This window comes from Streptomyces hebeiensis, from assembly GCF_052983195.1.
The window spans coordinates 2,669,609-2,690,595 of sequence record NZ_CM129812.1 but is presented as its reverse complement, the minus strand read 5'-3'; the positions used below and the strand labels follow the sequence as shown (position 1 = coordinate 2,690,595).

Genomic DNA, 20,987 nt, shown 5'->3' with positions numbered 1-20,987 from the left:
TGTGTCATCCCTGTCTGAACGAATATCCGCGTGCTGCGGCTGTCTCTCGTAGCGCTTGGTCGAGGAAGGGGCGGGCGCGGGTGCCGGGGTGGTGGACGACCTTCGCGTACACGACCCGGCCGCCGACTACGAAGCGCAGGGCCTGTGCTCGGCGGGGCCGGATGATGTGCGGGGGCGTGCCGTCGTTGACCCACGGCGCGTACTCCACGTCCGTACCGACGGTCACCATCGGGCGGAGCGTGAATGTGCGGCGGAACTCCATCCGGAGGGAGGCGCGGAGGCGGCCGGTATCAACCGGTGTCAGGATCCGGGCCCGGTTGAGGAGCTGCCTGCCCGCTGTCTCCAGCTCCCTGCGGTTTGCTCCCCGGATCGTTCGGTTCAGCGCTGCCCGGTCGAGCCGTACTCGTGCCACCGTTCACCTCGCGCGCGAGTCCCGCGTTGATCCAGCCCTGCACCCGCTCGTTCACGTCCACCGTCGCGGTGTCCCCGGCGACCATGCCGTTGAACGAGACGAGGACCGTGACCTCGGCCCGGCGCCCGGGCGCGGGGGTCTTCTTGCGTGTCATCTCTCAGCACTCCGAGCAGTCGAGGGTCACCAGCACGCTCTGCGTGGACCACAGCGCGCCGCCTTCCGGCCCGCGCGGTACCCACGGCCCCGGAGCCGCCGCGGCCACGGGGAAGTTGTCGTTCACGATCGGTGTGAAGCAGCACAAGGCCCGCCGCATGGCTGCGGCGTCTGCGTCCATGAGCAGCGCCGCCGCCGTCCACTCGTCGCACGACGGGCCCGCGGCGACCGTCCCGTACGGCAGGCACCGGACCGCGGCCATCTCCAGCTCGACCTGCCACGCGGATGCCGCGCAGTTCGGTTCGGAGTCCGCGCCGCCCGGGATGAGGACCTGGGCGGGCGCGATTCCGACGACGCGCACCCACGCCGTGCCGCACGCTTCGTTCTCCGCTGTGCCGGCCGAGAGCGGGATCGTTTCGCCCGCACGCAAACAGACCTTGTCGGCCGGGATCGGCGCGGGGCCGGCGTCCAGCTCGGCGTGGAAGCAGGTGAGGAGCTGCTGTGCGAGGTTGCCGGGGAAGCTCATGAGACCCACCTCGTGGCCGGGACGTCGGGCGAGTAGACGCGGCTGCGTTGCCGTTTCCCGGCCGGGTTGACGGAGCGGATCCACAGGTCGACATTCGCGATGCCGGTCAGTCCGTCGGCGAGTACCGCCTGTGGGTCCATGACCTGGACGTTGATGCCCTGCCGGGACAGGGACTGAAGTTGCTGCGGCAGCGCACACGAGGCGTCCCCCGCGCACGCCTTCGCGAACTCGCACGCCAACTCCCCGGCCGCGATCGCGCCCGCAGGCGGGAGCGGGAGACCGCGCCGGTACGTCACCGACCATGTCCCCTCGGCATCGAGGGGGAGCCCCATGTCCTGGCAGCGAGGCCAGCACTCGCCGTCCGTACGGACCAGCAGCCGTCCGCTGTCGACCCGGTACGCGGCCGGGTCCAGAACGAGGCCGTCGACTCGGACCTCGATCACCTCGGCGACCGGGCCCGGCAGCGGCACCTCGCAGCGCGCGCCGCACGTGCACGCCGCGCCGCACGCGCAGTTCCGCCACACCCCGGCGCCGTCGACGTACGGCACCATCCACGGCATGCCGGCCCCGACCACGCCGTCCAGAGCGACCGGATACGTCATGTACCCGCCGCCGCCCGCACAGCCCGGGTTGCAGGGGCGGACGGTCACGGGGCACTGCCCGAACTGGTGGCCCGTGAGGCTGTCGAGGATGCCCGTCGCCCACGCCGTGGCAGCAGCCCGGACCGGCGCGCCGTAGCCGTCCCACGCGGGGCAGCACGACGTGTCGATCGTCCAGTCGCATGCGGGCATCCACAGCTCCCTGTTGGTGGTTGGTCCGGGCCCGCCGCCGGGGGATCGATACGGCGGGCCCGAAGATCAGGCGGCTGCGGGCAGCGGGGTCGCGCCGCAGGCGGGCGTGGGCGGGGCGACGGTGGTCACCTCGAAATGCTGGTGCTGGGACGGCCCGATGGGGGTGAGCAGCGGCCCCTCTGGGAACGGCGTCACGGCGGACGCAATGACGTCGTACGGGCCGACGCCCCAGCCGGATCCGGTGCTGGTGCGCGCGGTCAGCGTCAGCGTCAGCGCCGCATTCGCGATCGTGGCCTCACCGATCCGGGCCTGGACGACGAACGGCCACAACCAGTACCCGTACTGGAGGCCGCCGGTGCCGCAGGACTGGCCCGTTTTCCCGGACCACACCTCCAGCGCGAAGTTCGCGGTGCCGGTGAGTTCGGAGTCGAGCCGCCAGCCCACGGACGATGGCGTCGGGGTGGCGTCGTTCACCACCAGCGGGTTCCCGGTGATGATGGAGATCGCCTCCGGGTCGATGTTGCAGAGCACCATCGTCAAGTCGACCCAACGCAGCGCCGGGCGCCCCTGGTCGTCAATGCAGAGGTCACCGTTCGCATCGGGCTGGGTGATCTCCTCCGGGTCCTGGTAGTTCGGCGTCATCCCGACCGACACGAACCCCTTGCTCACCAGAGTGCTGGTCGGGCCCGGCACCGGGGTACCGCACTCGTCCAGGCGCGTCAGCCGCATCGCCTTGCCGCGGGCGTAGCTTCCACAGATCGCGGGCATCAGGCGCCGCCGCCCTTCTTGTTCGTGGTCGTACGGCGCGGCGCCGGGGCGACCTTGTCGTGGTAGGCGTCCGCCACCGCGGCCGGCACGACGAACTCCTTGCCGCCCGCCACTGTGCGGACGTCCTGCGGGTCGTCGGCCAGCTCCAGCAACAGCCGGGCCGTGTCATTCACTTCTCCGGGCGGCGGGACCACCCGGCTGTACTCGCTCATCAGCGTCTCCATGGGGGTCACGCGTTCGGGATGGTGGTGGTCGCCGGGGCGGCGACGGGCACCTGCACGGCGTGCACGATGTCGCACGCCCACGTGTGCGCGTACACGCGCTCCGCGAGCGCCATGTACTGGTTGTGGATGCGGTCCATCGTCTGAACGACGTCCGGCACGATCGGCTGCTGCATGCGCCGGATCCACACCGGCGGCGTCATGAACGCCCACACCGAACCGGCATCCGGGGCGGCGCCGGACGGGCCGGTCACGTCGTACCCGCCGCCGATCGACCACAGCGAGCCGATCGGCGTGGTGAGGACCCCTGCCGACGGCGTGTCGCTGATCAGCTCGGCGTACGTGATGGCCGCGTACGCTCTCGTGTTGATGTGGATGGTGCCGACGTAGCCGTACGCGCCGTAAAACGACTCCTCCAGCGCGGCGATCGCCGCGCCCGCGCCCGGGCCGTCCGGAGTGACGGTGACGACTCCGGCCGTGGCGGTCAACGCCGGGTCGACGGGCGGGGAGGTGCCGCCCCAGATCGCGGCTTCGACCGCCGTCTGCTCGGCTCCGGCGAGTTTCCGCCGTACGGTCCGCTCGATCTCCTGCGGCGTGCGGCCCACGCTGCCGCACTTGTGGGTGGCGTACACCCAGTACGGCGCGCCCTCCACGTAGCCGAGGCCCTCGTCGAAGACCTTCACCGGGTTGGTGTCGCAGTTCGCGTCATACAGGCGGGCGACTCCGCAGTCCTCCGCCGCGTGCGCGAACCCGGCGCTGACGGTGCGCGGGTCGAGATCGTCGCTCACGCGGGCGGCGGTGAAAACGCCGTACCGCAGGCGGCCGGGCGGTGGCGCTTCGACCAACTGGGGGTTGGTGAGGATGGCCATGTGTCCCTCCCTTCCGGGGTGAGTGGCGGCCGGGCCAGGGACAAGCCCGGCCGCCGGTCAGGGGGAGGGTCAGGCGGCTGCGGCCGGGGCGGCGCACGACGTCCAGACCTGGGCGCCGGTCGCGCCGGACGGGCAGAGCTGGGCGGTGTACTGGCGTACGGAGCCGCACGGGTAGATGGTCTGGAAGCCCTCCTCGCTGAAGAGGCGGGTGTAGAGGTTCTGCTGGAGGTTCGCCGCGTCGTACACGGAGGAGAGGGTGACGACGTCCTGTCGGGCGAGGACGACGGCCCCGGCCGGGTAGATCAGGAAGTTCACGGTGGTCGGGAGCGCGGTGAGGGCCGTGGTGCCGCCGGGGAGGCCGGTTGCCGGGGTGGTGGCGTAGGCGTCCTGGAAGTCGTAGACGAACTGCGGCCGGATGTTCCGCGTCGCGAACCATCCGGCGATCATCTGGTTCGTGACGGCGAACGGATCGTTCGGGTAGCCGTTGCGGCGGGAGAGGTCTGCGCGGATCTGCGCCAGCGACCACTGCGGCAGGACCACCTCGAACGTCTGCGAGAACGGCATGCGCTCCCGGTACCGCATGTCCGTTGCGGCCAGCTCCACCGCCGCCAGCAGAGACGCCGTCGCGGACGAGTCCGGGCCCGAGCCGGGTGCCGGGGTGGCGCCCTGAGCGGGGATCACGACTGCGGCACCGGCCTTGGTGGCGATGCGGGCGATGATGTTCCCGTTGAGTTTGTGGGCGTGGTTGGTGAGGAGTCCGTCGACGTAGTTGTTGACCCACTCCGGATATCCGGCCATCTGCATGAAGCTGGCGGTGATGCAGGAGACGGCCACGTCGAGGCGGGCGTCCGTGAAGGTGGGGCAGGGGATCTCCGCGCAGTTCTTCGCGGTGTCCGCGATGACCTGTGCTTCGGTCAGCACGCTGAAGCTCGTGGATGCCTGGAGGTCGGCGTAGGTCGGCTGGTTGCTGGCGTAGTTGAAGCCGCCGCGGGTGGCGGTGAGGGTCGGCAGGTCGAGGATGCCGTCCATGCTCCAGAGGCCGCACACGTCGTAAAGGTTCTCGCTGGGCGCACACCACCCGGCCGCCGCGGTGAGGCTGTTGGCCTCCTCGGTCACTTGGGAAGACCACGCTTTGAGGAGCGAGCCGCCGTCGAGACGCGACTCTGCCCGGGCCCGCTCGATCGCGGTGTAGTCGGCCTCTTCGCCGTTCCCGAGCTGGAAGTCGGCGCCACGGTCGCGGGTGAACTGGGCGAGCGTCCTCTTCGACGACTGTCCGCCGCCGGCACGCCCGTACGAGCTGAACGACTTGGCGACGGCGTTGGAGACGTCCGCAACGGTGACCTCCTCCCCGTAGCGCTTCCCGACGGACGCAGCACCGTCGGACGTGAGGATGATGGAGAACTCCCGGCGCTCGCGGCCGAGGACGACCGGCGGCTCCGGCGGCTGCGCACCCAGTTCGGCAACGGACGGAACTGCGGCCGGCGCCGGGGCCGGTGTCTCCGGAGCAGCCGCGGCGGGCGACTCGGGTGCGGCCGGTGTCTCCGGTGCGGCCGGCGGGGTGAGGTCGGGGAGTGCGCCGAAGGTCTCGCGGCGGGCGGCCAGTTCGGCGGCGCGGGCCTGGCGGGTCTCGATCTCGGTGCGGACGATGTCGACGCGGTCTCCGAGGGCGGTGAACTCGGTGATCTCGGCGTCGGTGAGGTCCGTCTTGGCGGAGAGTTCGGCGCCGCGCTCGCGGATGCGCCCGTACTCGGCATACAGGGCCTCGTCGTTGAGCGTGCTCGCGTCGAACGGCTGCGGGGTTTCGGGGGTCGGCTCGTCGGCCATGGTGCTGCTCCTGAGGGGAGTCGGCGCGGATCGGTGAAGGGTTCGTCACGTCTCCGGGCCGGCTCACAGCTCAGCACCCGTAAGGCTGTGCACAGGGTAGCGCGTGTGGCGCTGTTGTGGGGAGGTGTCCCCGTTTACTTCTTGGGGACGGCCTTGTATGTGCCTCCGCCGCCCTGGGCGATGAGGATGCGGGCCTCGGCGATGCTGGCCACGGTGGTGGTTTTGCCGTCGTTGGTCTTGACCTCGTAGTCGACGTTGGACGCGGCTCGGCCGCAGGTTCCACAGGCCATGATCAGTTCCTTTCGTTCCACATGGCGCGCGCCCACCTGGCGCGGGCCTCCGTACTGTCCGGGGCGTCTGCTGAGGGGTTGTCGGCCGGCACGGGCGGTGGCGCTTCACCCTGGACCACGGAGCCGCGCATCGGGCCGAAGACGCCGATCAGTGCCCGCTGCGCCCGGTTCGCGAAGCCCACCCTTGCGCGCGGAATCGGGAAGCCGGGCGTGTTCACCGAGCAGACGGCGATCAGCTCCAGAGAGCCGCCGATCCGCCGCCAATCCCCGGACACCGGGCTCGCCTTGAACTGCTCCACCCTCAGCGGGTCTGCGCTCGGCAGCATCCACCCGGCCACCCAGATGCCGTGTTCGTCCTCACCGGCGAACACTCGGGCCACGGCCGCCCCCAGGTCGTCGTAGTGCTCGGCCGCCGCCCGGAACCCGAGTTGAGGGTCCGCGTGGCCGCCGCCGACGGTGAGCGTTCCCACGGGCACGGTGGTCCCGTCGGCGGTGCGCTGCTCCCCGACCATGAAGTAGCTGTACCCGGTCTGGCTGGCGGGCGGGGTGACGCAGCCGGGCAGTCCGACGTGGCAGGAGTCCCAGCCTGCGACGTGCCCGTAGATGCGGCCGTCGGCGGTCACGGTGAGTGGGGTGAGCGCGGGCAGGCGGGGGTTTGTGAACCAGTTGAGCGGCGGCAGCACCTCGGCGAGTGTCGGCTGCTCTGTGTGGATTGCCGCGAACGATGCGAGCTGCGCCGCGTAGGCAGGGTCATACGCTGCCCGAACCGGCTCGTCGTAGTCATCCCATACGGGCTCGGCTGCCACGGGCGGCGCGGGCAGAGGTTGGAGGGTGATTGAGACGTCCGCGAACGCGGGGATGGCCACGAGGGTTGCTCCCGCGATCCTCCCGCGAGTGATGACCGCCCGGTCCTGGTCATCGAGTACGTACTCCAGATCGTCCAGGTCCACGCTCGGACCGATGACGCCAGCCTCAAGGTGCTCGATGACCTGCCAGCCGTCCTCGGACAGCAGCGACCCGGACGCGGTCACGATGTCGTCCGTGATGGAGATGGACTCGATCCGGCCCACCACGACTGAGCCCCAGTGGCCATCGGCGCTCTGGCGCTGCCAGGACAGCGGGAGGGGAAGGTCCCGGGAGGTGATCGCCCCGGGGGCGAGGATCCGGCCGTCCCCGGTGGGGACCCCGATCCGCGCGAGGACAGCGGTCCAGCGTCTGGGCATCATGCTCCTCTCAGCGCACGCGACCACCGGGGACGCTGCGGCAGTCAGGGGGATCTCGTCTCGGTCGGCCCCGTACATCGCGGCCAGCCGGTCGAGGGTGACCGTGGTGCCGACCCGGTCCGCGAGTTGGTCGGGGTCGATGCCGTAGCCGACGGTCAGGTGCGGGAGGTACTCGGGGAAGCGGTCCTCCGGCACCGGGATGTCGTCGGCCAGCGCGGCCTTGACGGTCTCCCGCATCGTCTGGAGTTCCAGCGAGTCGAGCATGAGCACGATCGCCTGCGGATCGTCGTCACCGAGGCCCTGCACCGCCGTGACGGTTGCCTCGACCGGACCGTCCGGCGCGACCTTCGCGAGCGCCTGGCGGATGAACGTCCGCTGCTCCTCGCCCAACTCAGTGCTGTCGTCGGTCAGGTACAGCAGGGTCACGTGCAGCTGCTCGGCCGGGTCGCCATCGGGCACGGTGAGGGTGTCGGGGTCGGCGGGCAGGAACGCGATGATCGCGCCGCTCATGTTCGCCGCAGCGGTCAGGGTGTCGCTCATCGGCTCCTCGCCATCTGTCGGTCGGTCCAGTCGAGCGTTTCGCCGAGGACCACGGGCAGCAGCGTGCACCGGCACTGAATGACCTCCTGCGCCGGGCCACGCGGATCCCCCGGGAACAGAAGCCGGGCGCCGCCCACCTCGAACGGGGAGCCCAGAAGCGTGCGCTGGCCGTCCGCTGCGCGGTGCGACGGCCGGGTCCGCTGGTCCTCGGTCGCGAGCCACACCTTCATCGGCGCGAAGTCCCCCCGCGCCTCCGCGTCCAGCTGCGCACTGCGGAAGACGCCGGCGTTGACCGCGCCCATCGTTTCCGTACGGGCCACCGTCCGCGCCCGGCCGGGCCACAGCTCCGACCCGGACGCGGTCAGGATCTGCTGCACCTCCGCCGTGACGTCCGGGATCGGTCGGCCGTCGCGGATGCTGCGCTCAATCGTGGCGACGATCCGGGCGTACACCTCGTCCGGTACGCGCACGAGGCGGTTGCCCGCGTCGTTCAGGTAGTCCGCGACGTACGGGTCTGTGAGCGGCTCGCCTGCGCTGGTGACCCGGCGCCAGGCGCGGCGCAGCACGTTGCGGATCTCGGGTACGACCTGGACGTTGACCTCGTTCGTCCAGAACTGCTGGGAGTCGGACACCCGGGATGGGTCCAGCGGGCCGTCCGGCGGTGCGACGGCGGGCCGGACGCGGTCCAGGAACCGGGTCAGCGACCGCCACCAGGCGCGGCCTATCCGCTGCTCGCCGTCGCGGACGATCGCCTGCGCGCGCAGCCGCGCGGGCAGGTTCTCGTCCTCCGGCGGCGTACTCACTGTGCTCCGTCGATCAGGGCGCGACGCAGGCGCTCGCGGTCGTGCGGGCCCTGCTCACACAGCAGGATGGTGGTGTAGTCCCGTACGTCCTTTTCCAGGTCGCCGGCGTCCATGGCGAACGCGGAGGCGACGTGGCCGACGAACTGGAACGATCCTTCGAGGAGGCGGGGGATGTCGCTGCCCTCGAAGGGGATGGACCGGTACAGCTCGTGCTTCGGGACGTGGCCGAACTTCCCCCGCAGTGGGGCCTTGAGGAGGCGCCCGCCCGCGCGGGAGAGAGCATCGAATACGACGAGTTCAGCGGCGGCCACCAGCCCATCCGGCACCGCAGGGGCGGCAGACGAGGCGAGCGCGGGCGGCTGGTCGTTCTGCGTGGCGGGCAGCGCGCGCGGGCCCCGCTCGGGCGCAGCAGACTCCTCCGGCTGCCCCTGACCGCCGTCGATCTGCCCGGGTCCCGCGCTGAGTTCGAACCCGAAGACCCGCTCGGCCACCGCCGGGTCCGCCGCGAGCGTAGGAGCAGCGGAGACCGCCCGCACCAGACGGCGCAGCTGCACCTCGTCATCGTCGGGGCGGTCGTCTGCGCTCACGCCGACCTCGGCCCGCATCGCGTCGTCGCTGATCAGTTCGTGGTCGTGGAGCCACTTGAGGTCTTCGGTGCGGTTCGGCCGGTTGATGATCTCGCTGGTGTTCCAGGCCAGCCGGTACGTCTCCGGGGCGGCGACGCCCATGCGCGTGAGGGTGGGCTGGAACCAGTGCTGCGTGAGGGCGTCCGCGATCCTGTCCAGCAGGGGCTCGATGTAGATCTTGTAGGTGGACTCCTCCACCTGCCACGCGCCCCAGTGGTTCGCGTCCCCGGTCGATCCGGTCGCGACTTCATTCGGCATGTCCAAGGACTCAGCGAGCCGCCGGATCCCGTCACCGCGCAGCGCGACCACCGACGCGTCAAAGGCGGTAGACAGATCCAGATGCTTGATCTTCTCCACGAGTTCGCCAGGCAGCGTGGCAGTGATCGGGACCTGTGCCGCAGCCGTCCCCGGGGCCTGCATGGACTTCGCCATGATGGAGGCCAGGTACTCCATGAAGCCCTCGGCACCGGTAGCGCCGGATTCCTGCTCCGGGAAGTCGACCTCTTCGGGCATGAACAGCACCCCATTGCCCGCGAGCCTGCTGTCAAGGCGGGCGGCGATGTTCTGCGACGCCTTCTCGATCTCCCGCAGCACAGGCAGCGCCGGCCGTACGGCCGAGTCCGCGTGGTACTGGATACGCGGATGCGGCGACCACACACGCATCAGCAGGTCGTCCGGGGCAAGGTCCTTTTTGACCCCGGTCATGGGGTCCTTGTACGACCAGCGGGCGCCGGAGTAGTCGACCTCCGTGCCCGACAGGGTGACCCACTCGTCCGGGCCAGCCTCCCCGCGGCGTGCAGGGGCTCCGGGCCGGACGAGGACGAAGACCTCGCCGGGGATCTGCCAGTTGACGGCCATCGTGTACTGGAGCTGGGCGCGCCGCGCGGGGCCGCCGAGTGCCGCGTTCACGGCGGCCCGCGCCTGCGCGTTGTCCGTCGGACCGGTCGGCATGCCGGTCGCCGGGTCGACCTCGGCGGCGTACAGCTCGGCCCGTGAAACGGCGTTGGCGATCCAGGTGACGGCCGAGCGCAGCTCGCCGCACGCGTCGTAGTGGTACCACGCCTCCCGCTGCCAGGCGGTGTCTCCCTGCCGCGCGCTCCACGCATCCCGGGCGTCCGGACCCGTGACCGGCACGGCTGCGGCGAGGACCACCCTGGGCTTCGTGCCGCGCTCCTCCGTGCTCTTACGGCGCTTGAGCAGAGCCATCACTCACCGGCCTCTCGCGCCGCGAGCCAGCCCGCAATGTAGCTGAACGCCAGCGCCGCGGCGCCGGCCGCGAACCAGCGCTGCTCGCCCCATGCCCACCACGCCGCGCCCATCACCGCCCCGACGTACACGGAGGCGCACCACGAGCACGTCACGAGGTACGCCAACAGCGACTCATCCCGCCCGCGGCGGATCGCCCGGTTGGTCGTCCACACGACGACGGCGGTACGCGGGGCCTTAGTGAGACGGTCAGCGGTGATCAGACGGGTGATGCGAGCGGTTGCCAGCGCCGCCAGCACCAATGCGAGCGCGTCCATGGTCATCGTCCCCCCGTAGCGGTGTGCGGCGACGCGAGGACCATGCGGGCCCGGTCGCGTCGCATCAGGTGCGTCACGGCGTGGACCATCGCGTCGATCCGGTCCGGCGACTGCGGGTTGTCCTCCGGGATCCACGTCGACAGCTGGTCCTCCAGCTCGCCATGCACGCCGACGTGCCGGACCCGCTGCTGCTCGTACCGCATCGCCACCGGCTGCGCCCGCAGCTTCTTCCCGACCGTCGCGGTAACCCGGCGCAGCGGCGGATGCGGCGTGGAGCCGTGCATCTCCTTCCACGCATCCTTCAGAACCTGCTCCACCCACTGCTTCCCAAGGTTGTCCTCGTACACCAGGGCGTCGGCTGACACCTCGTCCACGAGCCCCCAGGCGCGGCGTGCGGCGTCACGGGGCGACATCTTCCGGGACGCGTCCCGCAGGACGTAGTCGACGCCATCGGTACCGCGGCCTGCCGCAACGAGTCCGGTCTCGTCCCCGGCACCGGTGCCTGCGGGGTCCATGCCGACGACGATCAGTTCGAGCGGCGGGGCGGTGTCCACTCGTCCGGCCTCGATGACCGTCCGGGCGACGAGCGCGCCGGGCATGTCGTCGAGGACTTCCGCGTCGAGTTCCTGCCGGCCGAGCATGGTGCCCTCGTACTTGGCAACGACCGCGCGCTGAAAGGTGGGCGCGAGGTTGTGCAAGTTGTCGTACGTGGATCCGCGGACCACGTGCGTGGACGGGTCTTTCAGCAGTTCCTTGATGACCGGCAGCGGGCGCGGGGTGGTGGTGATGCAGACGCGGGGGTGGTCGCCGAGGCGCATGCCCATCTGGGCCATGTCCCAGGTAGCACGGAGGCGTCGCCACGCAGCCAGCTCGTCCATCCACGCGTAGTGGTGCTGCGGGCCACGCAGACGGTCCGGCTCGTCAGCCGAATACAGAGTCTGGATCGCCCCGTTTGGGTAGGTGACGCGGCGTTTCGACGGCTCGTACAGCGGCCGGAAGCGGGCCGGTGCGCACGCAAGGATCCCTGACTCCCCCTCCACCAGGATGTCCCGGGTGTCGGCGGCGGTCGGGCCGATCAGCGCACCGCGCTCGTACTTCTTGGCCATGCGCCACACCCACTCGGCGCCGGTCCGCGTCTTCCCGAAACCACGGCCGGCGAGGAGCAGCCACGTGTCCCAGGTGTTCCCGTCGGGGGGCCGTTGGACGGTGCGGGCGTGGGCGCCTTGGCGGCCGGGGTGGGGTCGGCCGTCGCAGTGGGGGCGGTCGCACAGCCAGGGCACCTTGCCGCGCTGCTTGTCCTGAAGGGCTGCTTCGAGGCGCGCGAGGAGGTCTTCCTGTGCCTTGACCGGCCATGCCGCGATCTCCGCGCGTGACGTCATTCCTCGACTCCCAGTTTGTCGAGGATGCTGGAGATCTTCTCGGCGAGTTCGGTGTTCTTGGGCGCGTCGGGCTTGTTGTAGTCGAGGAGCGTCGTACGGGCCCGTGCGGCAGCGGCGAAAGCGTCGGTCCACGCCTTCGGCGGGTTGGTCCCCTCGGGCATGAGGTCAAGGTTGCGGTCGAGGCGGGTGAACAGCTTGTCGGTGAGGGCCGACTGCTGCGCGGTCACCTTGCGGACCATCTCCGCGTACGTCTCGGTCGTCACTCCGGCGATGTGCTGGTCGTACGCGCGAGCGCGCTCCACCCAGCCGTGGGTGAAGCTCCACCTCTTCATGAGCCCCATCGACTTGCCCACGGCGCGCGCGGTCTCAGCCAGCGTCCGCCCCTCCGGGCCGAGGTCCCGGTACGCGGCGAATGCCTCGTACGCCTGGCTCGACTCGTCCTCCTGCCGCAGCCACGGATCCACATCACCCATGACGCACCCCCTTCTACGATCCGCCGCCGGAGCCCACCGTGAACGCGCCCACAGCCCACAGCAGAAACGCGACCAGCAGCGGGGCACCGAACGACGTCCACGCGATCCGGCGGTTCGTCAGCCCGCGCTCGCGCTCCGCTTTGATGTCCTGCTCGACCCGCTCGATTCGCTGCCCGACCAGCTGGTTGTCCGTGGCCCGCTGCTCCTGCGTCACGACCTTCGCCTCCAGCGAGGCCACCACGTTGGTGAGGTTCGTGAGCTGGAGGCCCTGGGTGCGGATCAGCTCGTACACCGTGGGCGCGGACGGGTCCTGCGGGGTGGGCGTGCTCATCTACACGCCCTTGGCGAGGGACGCGCTGTTGGTGACGTCACGGCCCCGGGCGGCGAGGCCCTTGAGGAGCGCGAGCCCGGCGCCGACGCCGCCGGAGAGGGCGGCGTACCACATGGAGCCGTCCAGGGGCTGGCTGACGACGATTCCGGCGATGCCGGCCTGGAGGGCTGTGCTGAGGACGCGTTCGGCCAGGTCGCGCGCGTAGGTCTGGACGTCCTTGATGACGGTCTGTGTGTCGGGCAGCGGCGGGAACTCGGCCATGGTCAGCTCTCCTTCGGCAGGGCGGCGATCAGCTGGTCGAGCTTGGCCTCGACCCGGTTCAGCTGGGCCTGGAGTGTGGTGGTGTCGCGTTCGATGTGGGCGAGGTAGTAGCCGGCGGCGTGCTGCACGCGGTCGCCCTGGCCGTTGATCTCGGTGAGGGAGCCGATGCCCATCAGGTTCGTGTGGAGGGAGCGGACGCGGTCGTCGGTGGTCGTCACGGGCGTCTCCTTCGGCGGAGGGGTGGGGCTCGGCTTCCCGGGGGACCAGGACGCTGGGTGCTTCAGCCGTTCGGCGACGTCGGCGCGGAGGGTGGGCATGGAGATGCCGCGAGGGTCGATCTTGTCGGAGGACCATTCGAGGTGCCCGATGACCGACTTCGCGGTCCAGCCGTGTGCGCGGCAGATCGCGGCCTGTACGCGGACGATTGCGTCGTACTGGGCGCCGGGCCACGGGTCGCGCCCGTTGCCGAGGTTCTCGCACTCCCAGCCGTAGAAATGCCGGTTGCCGTCGGTACCGGTCGCGTTGCCTTTGGCCGGGGCCGGGGGCCGCGTGCCGTAGTCCTCGGCAACGACCCGAGCGAGAACGGCTGGGTCGCCTCCTCCGGCGTGGTTGGTTCGGCCCCAGCCGACCATGTGCGCGGTGCCGTCTTTGGCGATCATGCCGTGGCAGAGGGGGCCCGGCAGGGAGCTGTACCCGTCGCGGACTATGGCGACCGTGTTCGCGGTGCCCTTGGTGACGGTGTGGTGGACGATCGACCCGTTCACCGGGCCCCACGGGCCCTTCGCGTTGCGGTTGTGGGTACGCCAGTTGCCTACCTCGACCACCCTCACGCCCTCGGCGCGGAGGGCGACGAGTATGGCGGCGGCGGACATGGGTTCTGCCACGGTTGCCCCCTTTGCTGCACACGTGCGGCTGAGGGTAACTGAACGTGTTCAAAAAATCGGGGGTGAGTCAATCCGGCAGACGCGCCGTGGCCCCGCCGTAGGGGGTGCTCCGGCAGGGCCACGGGTCCGGGGGCGGCGGTACGGGAGGCACCGCAGAGCGGGGGGAATGCGGCCTTCGCCGCCCGCCGGGGTTGTGACAGTACGCCCGGTGGTGACTGGTGTCACCACTCGTGCGGAACCTGATCACATGGCGTCCCAGGGGATGTCCCTGACCCAGCGCCAGACGCCGGCGTCGTCCGGGGCGTAGAGGCTCCGGCCGCCGGGATGGGCGCAGCCGTCAGAGACGATCGCGGTCCACGGGTCCGGGTCGGTCGGGTCGACGGGGGCGGTGGAGCCGTCAAGGGGGCCGCCATGGAGCTGGACGTCGACAGTGTGGGAGGGCTCGGTCATGCGCTCATGGTGGCGCAGCGCGGCGGTCGTACGGATGGGTATGGGGGAGCCCTCACCGACAGGGGTGACGGCGAGGGCTCGGCCGGATCGGGTGCGGGTTGCTTCTTCGGCGCCTGTCGAACGGTGCTGTCTACAGCTTCAGCAGGTTCTTCTTCACGCGTTGCTCGGCTTGCAGCGGCAGGTTGCGTATGTGGAAGGAATGGGCGCCGGAGGCGGTGCTGATCTCTTTGATGATGTGAGGCATGGCTGACAGGTAGGCCGCTGCCGAGTTCACGATGTAGAGGACGCCGACGGCGTCGGGTTGGTGGTGTCCGATCCAGTGGAGGCCGGTTTCGATCAGCGCCGCGCGTTCCTCGCGGTTGCTGAGCTGGTTCCGGTCCTGGGTCATGATGGCGTCGAAGCCGCGAGAGCTGATCTCTCGAATGAGCTCCGGGTCGAGAGTGCCCCGCAGGAGTTCTTGGTCGGCAGAGCGGAACTCGTGGTCGTAGAAGACCCCGCGCAGTGGGTCGAGGATGGTCGGGGTCTCGTTTTCGTCCAGGAAGAATCTCACGCTGCGCGACCGCCGATCTGGATGACTTCCTGATGGAAGTCGGCCGCGTCGTGGGCGCTGCGGGAGTCAACGCTGGGGTAGAAGCGGTGGACATCGTCAGGGTCGACGCCGCCGACGATCAGCTTGGCGACTGAGTCGTAGGGGACGCGGGTTCCCTGGATGGTGGGCCAGCCTCCGAGCCGTTGTGCTTCGACTTCCAGGCGTGGCCGTGGCCGCTTGAAGTCGACCACCTGCCGGCCTTGCATGTTCTCGAACGGGCGGAAGGCGTCGGCGAGGCTCAGCAGGACTTCCTGGCCCGGGCGTCGTACCAGGTCTATCGCGCGTTCGTCTTCCACGCGGAACACAGAGGCGCCTTCGGTGACCAGGGTGTAGGCGGCGGGGTGCTCGGTGAGGTCCCATTCCCGCAGCTGCGCCATTGCCTTCCGGATTCGCTGGAGAGGGACGTCTCTCCGGAGCGCGACGAACGTGCGGAGAGCTACGACGTCCCGGAAGGAATAGCGCACGGGGTTGCCCTGTACTTCCGGTTCCAGAAGGTTGGTGCGCCGCCAGTTGTGGAGCTGGGCTACTGATGCGCCGGTCAGGGCGGCAGTCAGGTCGACGGGGAAACTCATGGGGTCACCTCCTTGCCGTTCCCCTGGATGCGCGCGTGACGTGCTCGTGTCTGGACTGGCCGTTCCGACTCGATCACTTCATATCCCCCCCGCAGGCGATGTGTCCCAGGAACCCTAACGTTTTCCGGTTGATGGCACAGGAGGACAGGGCTGTCAAGAGATCTCGTGCGGGGGCGATCGTGCGCCGTCTACTACCCCGCGCGATGAACGAGGTTCAGCCGTAACCAATCTCCTGAGACACCACAGCAAGCCTCGCAGCCGGGGCCGCTACGTGCCGGTCGGCTGGAAATCCGTGGTCTTCAGCTCACCGCTTGCGAAGCCGAGCGCGACCGCGTGCGCGCGGTTTGTGGCGCCGAGGGTGCGGTAGACGACGGTGAGGTGCCGAGAGACGGCGGCGGCCCCGGTGCCGAGCAGCGCGCCGATCTCGGTATCCGTGTGCCCGTTGGCGGCGAGGCAGAGGATGATCTGCTGGTGAGGTGCGAGGCGCATGCGTCCTTCGTGGTAGTCGGGGTATGGGTGAGGCCCCACCGTGTGGCGGGGCCTCGGATCCAGCAGCGCCGCAGCCAGTAGCGCGGATGGGATGCCGTCAGGCTACGGCGGGGGTATGACAGCCGTTCAGTCGGCGTCGGCGGCCTGCCAGGCGTCGGCCTTCCAGCCGGGGGCGCTGCTGGGTGCGGGGAGCAGCCCGGAGGCGACGGCGGCCCGCACCCAGTCGCGGGCCGCCGCGATCAGTGCCTCGGGATTGTCCTTCCCCAGCATCAGCCAGTCGGTGCGGGTGCCGCCGGTCTTCAGTCGCCAGGCTGCTTCGGCGAGGTGCCGGATGCGGGGGTCGGTGGCGTAGTGGACGTGTTCGGCGGCAGTGCGGTTGATCTTGGCCATGGCCGGTCATCCCTTCTTCGGTGTGCCGGGTGTGGGCTTCGGTGTGGGCTTCACCCAGCCGCCGCGGCTGGCGCTGTAGGTGGTCTCGTGGCCACGGAGGCGCGGATCGTCGGGCTGGGGGCGGGGTTGCTTGAGTGCCATGATGGCGGTTCTGTCTCCTGAGTGGGGATGGGGCCCGGGGCGGTCGGAGGCCGGCAAGCGTCGGCCGCCCCGGGACTGAGTCAGAGCTGGTTGCGCTCGAGGGAGAAGAAGAGGACGGTGCCGCCCTCCGTGTCCGGGTTCCGGCGGGCGTGCTCCTCGCGGATCGCCTTGAAGGCGTCGTGGCGAGTGGAGCCGGAAGGCAGGTTGATCCAGCCGGAGAAGTCGGCGATCGCGTAGGCGCCGGGCCCGATGGGCTTTTGGACGGTGAGCACGAAGTGGTGCGAGCCCTGCGGGGCGTCGGTCTGCTGGGTCATCGTGGGGCCTTTCTGGTAGGTGGTCCGGGGCTGTCCCGGCTCTCCTCACCGCCCGGTCGTGCCGGGCGGATCGGGCAGCCGTCAGCCGCGGGGTGTGCCGGTCGCGAGGATCGCCACCGCCACCGCCTCGGCCGCGTGATGGACTCCCTGGTCCAGCAGGTAGGCGCCGCCGAGGGGTCCGCCCAGCTCGTAGAAGCCCGTCTTGCCGATGGCTTCGGCAAGGCGGCGTACGGGCGTGCGGCGGTCCGCCACGTAGTGCGTCACGGCGGAGATGGCGAGCGCGGTGGCGGCGCGGCCGGGCGTGATGCGGATGCCGAGCAGCCAGGCACCAGCACCTACGGCGGCGGCCTGGGTGCCGACGTAGGAGGCGACGTGCGCGGCGCACGCGCGGCGGCCGGCCGGGCCGGGCTCCGCTTTGGTGACGGCCTGCCGGTGGGTCTGGATCCAGTGATCGGCGACGTCGGCTGAGACGCGGGAGAGGGCGTAGAGGGCGGCGAATGCGGCGGGGCGTGAGGGCATGTCAGTCCTTCGTCAGGGTGTGGTGGCGGTGGCTGTCGGCAGGGTCAGTGATGATCAACATCCCCTCTCGGCGGGTCACGGTCGGGATGTTGTTGTCGTTGTTGTTGGCGGGCTGACCTGCGGCAACAACACCGTCAGAAGGGGGTCCCTGGCCGGGGGGAGGGGCTGGGTAGCGGTCGCCTCGGATGCCGGTGGAGGATCCCCGGCCGCGCATCCGGACCGCTTCCACGGGGATCTGCCACTTGGTCAGGGCCTCGCGGACGCGCTCCGGGGTGGTGCCGATGTCGTCGGCGAGAGCGGTGATGTGGGCGTGCGGTGTGCCGACCCGGGCGAGGGCTTCGCGGAGGTCCTGGATGTTGGGCAGCAGGGGCTCCGCGGGTCGTTCGGGGGCGGGCTCGGTGGCCGGCGCCGCGGGCTGCTCGTCGGTCTCCTCGGCCGCGTCGGACTCGGGCTCCTGCTCCTGGTCGTCGTCGGCGGGCGGTTCCCAGTCGGGTGAGCCGACCCGGTAGGCGGCGATGATCCAGACGGCGGCGAGGGGCCACAGGAGCCAGCGGGCGCCGTCGGCCCGGTGGGCGAGGCTGACGACGATCGTGAGGGCGATCTTCCGGAGGAGCAGGGCTGCCAGGACGAGGAGCACCACGCGGAAGAGCCAGGCGAGCCCGGAGGCTTCGCCGAGCCACGTCCTGATCGCGTTCCACCACGCGGTGCCCTTGGCGCGGGTCTTCAAGGCGGTGCGGCGGGCGTAGACGAGGCAGAGTCGGGTGGAGCCGCGGGCGATCCGCTCGGCGGCCGTGCGGAGCCACTGGGCCGTGGTCTGGTCGCTCATACCAGCGCTCCGAGGTCGCCCTTGACGATCGAGGAGAGCGCCCAGGCGCCCAGTTCGTTGGCCCCGGGGACGACCAGGTCACCGATGATCGCGAAGATTCCGGTGCCGATGGCGAGGAGGACGCCGACGAACAGGCCCTTCTTGAACTTGCCCTTGGTGGGCTTGGGGAACTTCTTGCGGAGCAGGAACAGGGTGATGACCAGGGCGGTGACGACGAGGGCGCCGCCGTGGTCGAGGCGCGGGGCGGAGGCGTTGCTGACGGTCTGTGGGTCGACGCCGGTGGCCCACGACATGACCGTGCCGCCGATGCCGTTGCCGCCCCAGCGCAGGACGCCGGAGGCGTAGCCGAGGAGTCCGGCCGGGCAGGCGACCATCAGGGTGCCGAAGGCGACGCCGAACCAGGTCGGGATCAGCTCCTGCGGGTCCTTGGCCTTTCCACCGCCGTCGTCGTCCTTGCTCTTGCCCTTGCCGCCGCGCCACCAGGTGACGTGTTCGACGGTCAGGAGGCCGATGCCGAGGGCGAGTCCGGCGCTGGTGAGGGTGTAGCTGGTCATGTCGCCTACGCCGGCCGCCAGCTGGACGGTGGTGGTGTTCATGTGGGTACTCCGGTGATCCAGTAGACGATCGTGGTGAGGGGGAGGGCGAGGCCGGTGGCGAGGGTGGTGGACCACAGCAGCGTCCGGGCTGAGAACGCCCGGATTTTCGGCGGCCACAGGTCCTCGTGCGCGGCTGCGGCGGCGATCCGGTACACGTTGTCCGCCATGGCCGTGATGCCGAGGGGGATCGCGGCGAGGACCCAGGCGCCGGTGAGGCCGGCGTTGTCGCGGACGGCGGCCAGGGCGTCGGACCACCAGCCGGTGAGCGGGAGGCCGGCGATGATGCATGCGGTCTGGTAGCCGGGGCGCCAGCGGATCCACCAGGGCGGCCCGGGCTCCGGCTCCGGCACTGCCGGGAGCCAGGCTGAGGGGTCGATGTGGATGTGGATGTCCATCGGCGGGATGACCGCGGGCGGCGCGGGCGGGGCCGGGCGGCGCCACCACCAGTCGTCAGGGACCGCGGGCGCTGGAGGTGCCGGCGGGCGGGGCGGTGGAGGCGGGGCCGGTGCGGGCTGGGTGCGCGGCGCCGGGGCCTGGCCGGGCATCGGCTCGCCGGGGCGGAGGATCCGGCTGGGGACGAGTACGGGGGCGCGTTCCGGCTCCGGTGCGGGCGCGGGCTGGTCGGTGACGGCCCACCAGTCCTCGGCCACCGGGTCCGGTTCGTGGTCCGGGCGCGGGGGGATGGTCGGCTGGGGGTCGGCGTCGGGGCCGACGCCGTGCTGACGGAGGAAGTGCGCGATCCGACGCTCGTCCGGCCCCTGCTGCTCGGCGGTCATGACGCCATCTCCGTCTCGACGCGGCGGCGTGTCCGGGCGACGGTGTCCGCCGAGGTGGTCTGTCCGTGGAGTCCGCGGACGTACGCGAGGACGGCGTCCGGGGCCGTGATGCCGGACGCGAGTGCTGTCCGGACGCTGTCCGCGACGGACTGTCCGCGTGGCGCGATGGAGCGGACGCGGGGCTGTGACCTGCTGTCCGTCGTGTCCGCGCTGTTCGTGTCCGGGCCGAGGACAGTACGGACGGTGTCCTCGTCGGTGGTGATCCCGGCGGCGGCGAGCTGCGCCACGATGTCCTCGGGGGCGGCGTCGGGCATGGAGGCGGACGCGGCGCGGACAGCGGCATGCACAGTACGGACATGGCGTCCGGACAGCGTGTCCGTGTCCGCCCCGGTGGTGTCCGGCCGGGTGTCCGCGGCGGGCAGCGGGGCGTAGACGGCGGCCTGTGCCTCGGCGCGGGCGAGCGTGCGGAGCTGTCCGGCGAGGGCGAGGCGGGCCGCGATCTCCGCCTCTTCGTGGAGCAGCCACTTCGCGGTCCGCTCGGGCAGCGGCCGGGCCTGATGCCGCATCACGACGGTCCACATCGCTTTCGCGACGCCGGAGACTGCGGCTGCGGCAAGGCCGACGTAGAGGTCCTCCTTGACCCAGCCGTGGGTGGCGACGGCCGCCATGTCGACGGCCAGCGCCCAGTTCCCCGCGGTGCGGGGACCGGCGGCGCGCGCGGCGTCGTAGCGGGCGAGCCATTCCAGGGCCATGCAGGTCACCCAGGCGAGGGCGAATGCGCTGGCGGCCAGGTAGGCGATCGGGGCGACGACGGCGCGGGCGAGGAGGTCACCGATGCTGGCGATCGACCAGACGACGGCGACGGCGACCAGGAGGGCGGCGGCGATGGTGACCGCGGTGGTGACGGTGTGGTCCCAGTCGCGAGGCGGGACGGGGACCAGGGCGTCGTAGTCCTCCTCGATCATTCGGGTCTTGCCGTTCACGGTGTGCGGGACGGTGCGCTGGCTGGTCTTGGTGCGGTAGCGGATGCCGGGCAGGCGCTGCCCGGCGGTCCGGACAGACGGTCCGGACACGGCGTCCGGGTGCCCGGCGGACTGTCCGGACATGATGTCCTTGCTGGTCAACGCGTCCCCTCCTCGTGGGTGATGCGGTGGCCGCGCTCGGCGCGGACAGCGTCCAGATAGCGCTGCGCCTCGGCGGCGTCGAGGGTCAGGCGCCGGCCGAAGGCGAGGGCGATCAGGTCGGCGGGGTGCGGCTGTCCGGTTTCGCGGGTGGCGCTGCGGACGAGGTGCGCGGCGGCAACCATGAGGCGGCGGTGCCGGAGGCGGGCGCGGTAGCGGGCGAGCATGTGGGGCTCCGGGTGGGTCGGTGTCGGTCCGGTCCGGCTGGACGGCTCCCTGCGACCCCGCCCGTACGCCGCAGTTGGCG

The 20,987-nt window shown here is 70.9% G+C and carries 31 protein-coding genes; all 31 read right to left on the bottom strand.

The window, feature by feature from the left end; all coding sequences use genetic code 11:
- Positions 1-4 precede the first annotated feature (4 nt).
- The 31 genes from ACU6P3_RS11605 to ACU6P3_RS11450 all read right to left on the bottom strand — a co-directional run bounded on the left by ACU6P3_RS11605 (position 5) and on the right by ACU6P3_RS11450 (position 20,907).
- Positions 5-346, bottom strand: coding sequence for an HK97 gp10 family phage protein (locus ACU6P3_RS11605; protein WP_514414745.1), 342 nt, complete (start codon positions 344-346; stop codon positions 5-7).
- A complete protein-coding gene (locus ACU6P3_RS11595; RefSeq protein ID WP_447198205.1) occupies positions 291-566 on the bottom strand; it encodes a hypothetical protein in 276 nt (91 codons plus the stop codon). The genes ACU6P3_RS11605 and ACU6P3_RS11595 overlap by 56 nt, the downstream gene beginning before the upstream one ends.
- Before the next feature lie 3 nt (positions 567-569).
- On the bottom strand, positions 570-1,091 hold the full coding sequence (locus ACU6P3_RS11590) for a hypothetical protein (protein WP_447197063.1): 522 nt from the start codon (positions 1,089-1,091) through the stop codon (positions 570-572).
- Entirely contained in the window at positions 1,088-1,882 is a 795-nt protein-coding gene (locus tag ACU6P3_RS11585; RefSeq protein ID WP_447197062.1) for a hypothetical protein, read from the bottom strand. Before ACU6P3_RS11585 ends, ACU6P3_RS11590 begins: the two co-directional genes overlap by 4 nt.
- A 66-nt stretch (positions 1,883-1,948) precedes the next feature.
- Positions 1,949-2,650 carry a hypothetical protein gene (locus tag ACU6P3_RS11580; protein ID WP_447197061.1) on the bottom strand — a complete coding sequence of 234 codons (702 nt, stop codon included), beginning with the start codon at positions 2,648-2,650 and terminating at the stop codon, positions 1,949-1,951.
- On the bottom strand, positions 2,650-2,862 hold the full coding sequence (locus tag ACU6P3_RS11575) for a hypothetical protein (protein WP_447197060.1): 213 nt from the start codon (positions 2,860-2,862) through the stop codon (positions 2,650-2,652). The genes ACU6P3_RS11580 and ACU6P3_RS11575 overlap by 1 nt, the downstream gene beginning before the upstream one ends.
- 17 nt (positions 2,863-2,879) lie before the next feature.
- Entirely contained in the window at positions 2,880-3,740 is an 861-nt protein-coding gene (locus tag ACU6P3_RS11570; protein WP_447197059.1) for a hypothetical protein, read from the bottom strand.
- A gap of 69 nt (positions 3,741-3,809) precedes the next feature.
- Complete coding sequence (locus ACU6P3_RS11565) at positions 3,810-5,564, bottom strand: major capsid protein (RefSeq protein WP_447197058.1); 1,755 nt, start codon at positions 5,562-5,564, stop codon at positions 3,810-3,812.
- Positions 5,565-5,698: 134 nt separating this feature from the next.
- A complete protein-coding gene (locus ACU6P3_RS11560; RefSeq protein ID WP_447197057.1) occupies positions 5,699-5,854 on the bottom strand; it encodes a hypothetical protein in 156 nt (51 codons plus the stop codon).
- Between the two features lie 2 nt (positions 5,855-5,856).
- Positions 5,857-7,617 carry a 2'-5' RNA ligase family protein gene (locus ACU6P3_RS11555; RefSeq protein WP_447197056.1) on the bottom strand — a complete coding sequence of 587 codons (1,761 nt, stop codon included), beginning with the start codon at positions 7,615-7,617 and terminating at the stop codon, positions 5,857-5,859.
- A complete protein-coding gene (locus ACU6P3_RS11550) occupies positions 7,614-8,420 on the bottom strand; it encodes a phage minor head protein (protein ID WP_447197055.1) in 807 nt (268 codons plus the stop codon). Before ACU6P3_RS11550 ends, ACU6P3_RS11555 begins: the two co-directional genes overlap by 4 nt.
- On the bottom strand, positions 8,417-10,252 hold the full coding sequence (locus tag ACU6P3_RS11545; RefSeq protein ID WP_447197054.1) for a hypothetical protein: 1,836 nt from the start codon (positions 10,250-10,252) through the stop codon (positions 8,417-8,419). The genes ACU6P3_RS11550 and ACU6P3_RS11545 overlap by 4 nt, the downstream gene beginning before the upstream one ends.
- Positions 10,252-10,575, bottom strand: coding sequence for a hypothetical protein (locus ACU6P3_RS11540; protein WP_447197053.1), 324 nt, complete (start codon positions 10,573-10,575; stop codon positions 10,252-10,254). Before ACU6P3_RS11540 ends, ACU6P3_RS11545 begins: the two co-directional genes overlap by 1 nt.
- Complete coding sequence (locus ACU6P3_RS11535; protein ID WP_447197052.1) at positions 10,572-11,948, bottom strand: terminase large subunit domain-containing protein; 1,377 nt, start codon at positions 11,946-11,948, stop codon at positions 10,572-10,574. Before ACU6P3_RS11535 ends, ACU6P3_RS11540 begins: the two co-directional genes overlap by 4 nt.
- Positions 11,945-12,421, bottom strand: coding sequence for a hypothetical protein (locus tag ACU6P3_RS11530; RefSeq protein WP_447197051.1), 477 nt, complete (start codon positions 12,419-12,421; stop codon positions 11,945-11,947). The genes ACU6P3_RS11535 and ACU6P3_RS11530 overlap by 4 nt, the downstream gene beginning before the upstream one ends.
- 13 nt (positions 12,422-12,434) lie before the next feature.
- A complete protein-coding gene (locus ACU6P3_RS11525) occupies positions 12,435-12,752 on the bottom strand; it encodes a hypothetical protein (RefSeq protein ID WP_447197050.1) in 318 nt (105 codons plus the stop codon).
- The gene (locus ACU6P3_RS11520) at positions 12,753-13,013 is read right to left on the bottom strand and encodes a hypothetical protein (RefSeq protein WP_447197049.1); all 261 of its coding nucleotides are present in this window, start codon (positions 13,011-13,013) and stop codon (positions 12,753-12,755) included.
- A gap of 2 nt (positions 13,014-13,015) precedes the next feature.
- A complete protein-coding gene (locus ACU6P3_RS11515; protein WP_447197048.1) occupies positions 13,016-13,897 on the bottom strand; it encodes an N-acetylmuramoyl-L-alanine amidase in 882 nt (293 codons plus the stop codon).
- Between the two features lie 243 nt (positions 13,898-14,140).
- Positions 14,141-14,347, bottom strand: coding sequence for a Rossmann-fold NAD(P)-binding domain-containing protein (locus ACU6P3_RS11510; RefSeq protein ID WP_447197047.1), 207 nt, complete (start codon positions 14,345-14,347; stop codon positions 14,141-14,143).
- Positions 14,348-14,477: 130 nt separating this feature from the next.
- Positions 14,478-14,897, bottom strand: a complete 420-nt coding sequence (locus ACU6P3_RS11505; RefSeq protein WP_447197046.1) for a PIN-like domain-containing protein — start codon at positions 14,895-14,897, stop codon at positions 14,478-14,480.
- Positions 14,894-15,508, bottom strand: a complete 615-nt coding sequence (locus tag ACU6P3_RS11500; protein WP_447197045.1) for a DUF433 domain-containing protein — start codon at positions 15,506-15,508, stop codon at positions 14,894-14,896. Before ACU6P3_RS11500 ends, ACU6P3_RS11505 begins: the two co-directional genes overlap by 4 nt.
- A 267-nt stretch (positions 15,509-15,775) precedes the next feature.
- Entirely contained in the window at positions 15,776-15,997 is a 222-nt protein-coding gene (locus ACU6P3_RS11495; protein ID WP_447197044.1) for a helix-turn-helix domain-containing protein, read from the bottom strand.
- 126 nt (positions 15,998-16,123) lie between these two features.
- Complete coding sequence (locus ACU6P3_RS11490; protein WP_447197043.1) at positions 16,124-16,387, bottom strand: hypothetical protein; 264 nt, start codon at positions 16,385-16,387, stop codon at positions 16,124-16,126.
- A gap of 6 nt (positions 16,388-16,393) precedes the next feature.
- Positions 16,394-16,528, bottom strand: coding sequence for a hypothetical protein (locus tag ACU6P3_RS11485; RefSeq protein WP_447197042.1), 135 nt, complete (start codon positions 16,526-16,528; stop codon positions 16,394-16,396).
- Between the two features lie 80 nt (positions 16,529-16,608).
- Complete coding sequence (locus tag ACU6P3_RS11480; protein ID WP_447197041.1) at positions 16,609-16,842, bottom strand: hypothetical protein; 234 nt, start codon at positions 16,840-16,842, stop codon at positions 16,609-16,611.
- An 81-nt stretch (positions 16,843-16,923) separates the two neighbouring features.
- Positions 16,924-17,361 carry a transcriptional regulator gene (locus tag ACU6P3_RS11475; RefSeq protein ID WP_447197040.1) on the bottom strand — a complete coding sequence of 146 codons (438 nt, stop codon included), beginning with the start codon at positions 17,359-17,361 and terminating at the stop codon, positions 16,924-16,926.
- A gap of 1 nt (position 17,362) precedes the next feature.
- Entirely contained in the window at positions 17,363-18,187 is an 825-nt protein-coding gene (locus ACU6P3_RS11470) for a hypothetical protein (RefSeq protein WP_447197039.1), read from the bottom strand.
- A complete protein-coding gene (locus ACU6P3_RS11465) occupies positions 18,184-18,783 on the bottom strand; it encodes a hypothetical protein (protein WP_447197038.1) in 600 nt (199 codons plus the stop codon). The genes ACU6P3_RS11470 and ACU6P3_RS11465 overlap by 4 nt, the downstream gene beginning before the upstream one ends.
- Positions 18,780-19,559: a hypothetical protein gene (locus ACU6P3_RS11460; RefSeq protein ID WP_447197037.1), complete on the bottom strand. Its 780-nt coding sequence runs from the start codon at positions 19,557-19,559 to the stop codon at positions 18,780-18,782. The genes ACU6P3_RS11465 and ACU6P3_RS11460 overlap by 4 nt, the downstream gene beginning before the upstream one ends.
- On the bottom strand, positions 19,556-20,683 hold the full coding sequence (locus ACU6P3_RS11455; protein WP_447197036.1) for a protein transporter Sec31: 1,128 nt from the start codon (positions 20,681-20,683) through the stop codon (positions 19,556-19,558). The genes ACU6P3_RS11460 and ACU6P3_RS11455 overlap by 4 nt, the downstream gene beginning before the upstream one ends.
- Positions 20,680-20,907: a hypothetical protein gene (locus tag ACU6P3_RS11450; protein ID WP_447197035.1), complete on the bottom strand. Its 228-nt coding sequence runs from the start codon at positions 20,905-20,907 to the stop codon at positions 20,680-20,682. Before ACU6P3_RS11450 ends, ACU6P3_RS11455 begins: the two co-directional genes overlap by 4 nt.
- Positions 20,908-20,987 lie beyond the last annotated feature (80 nt).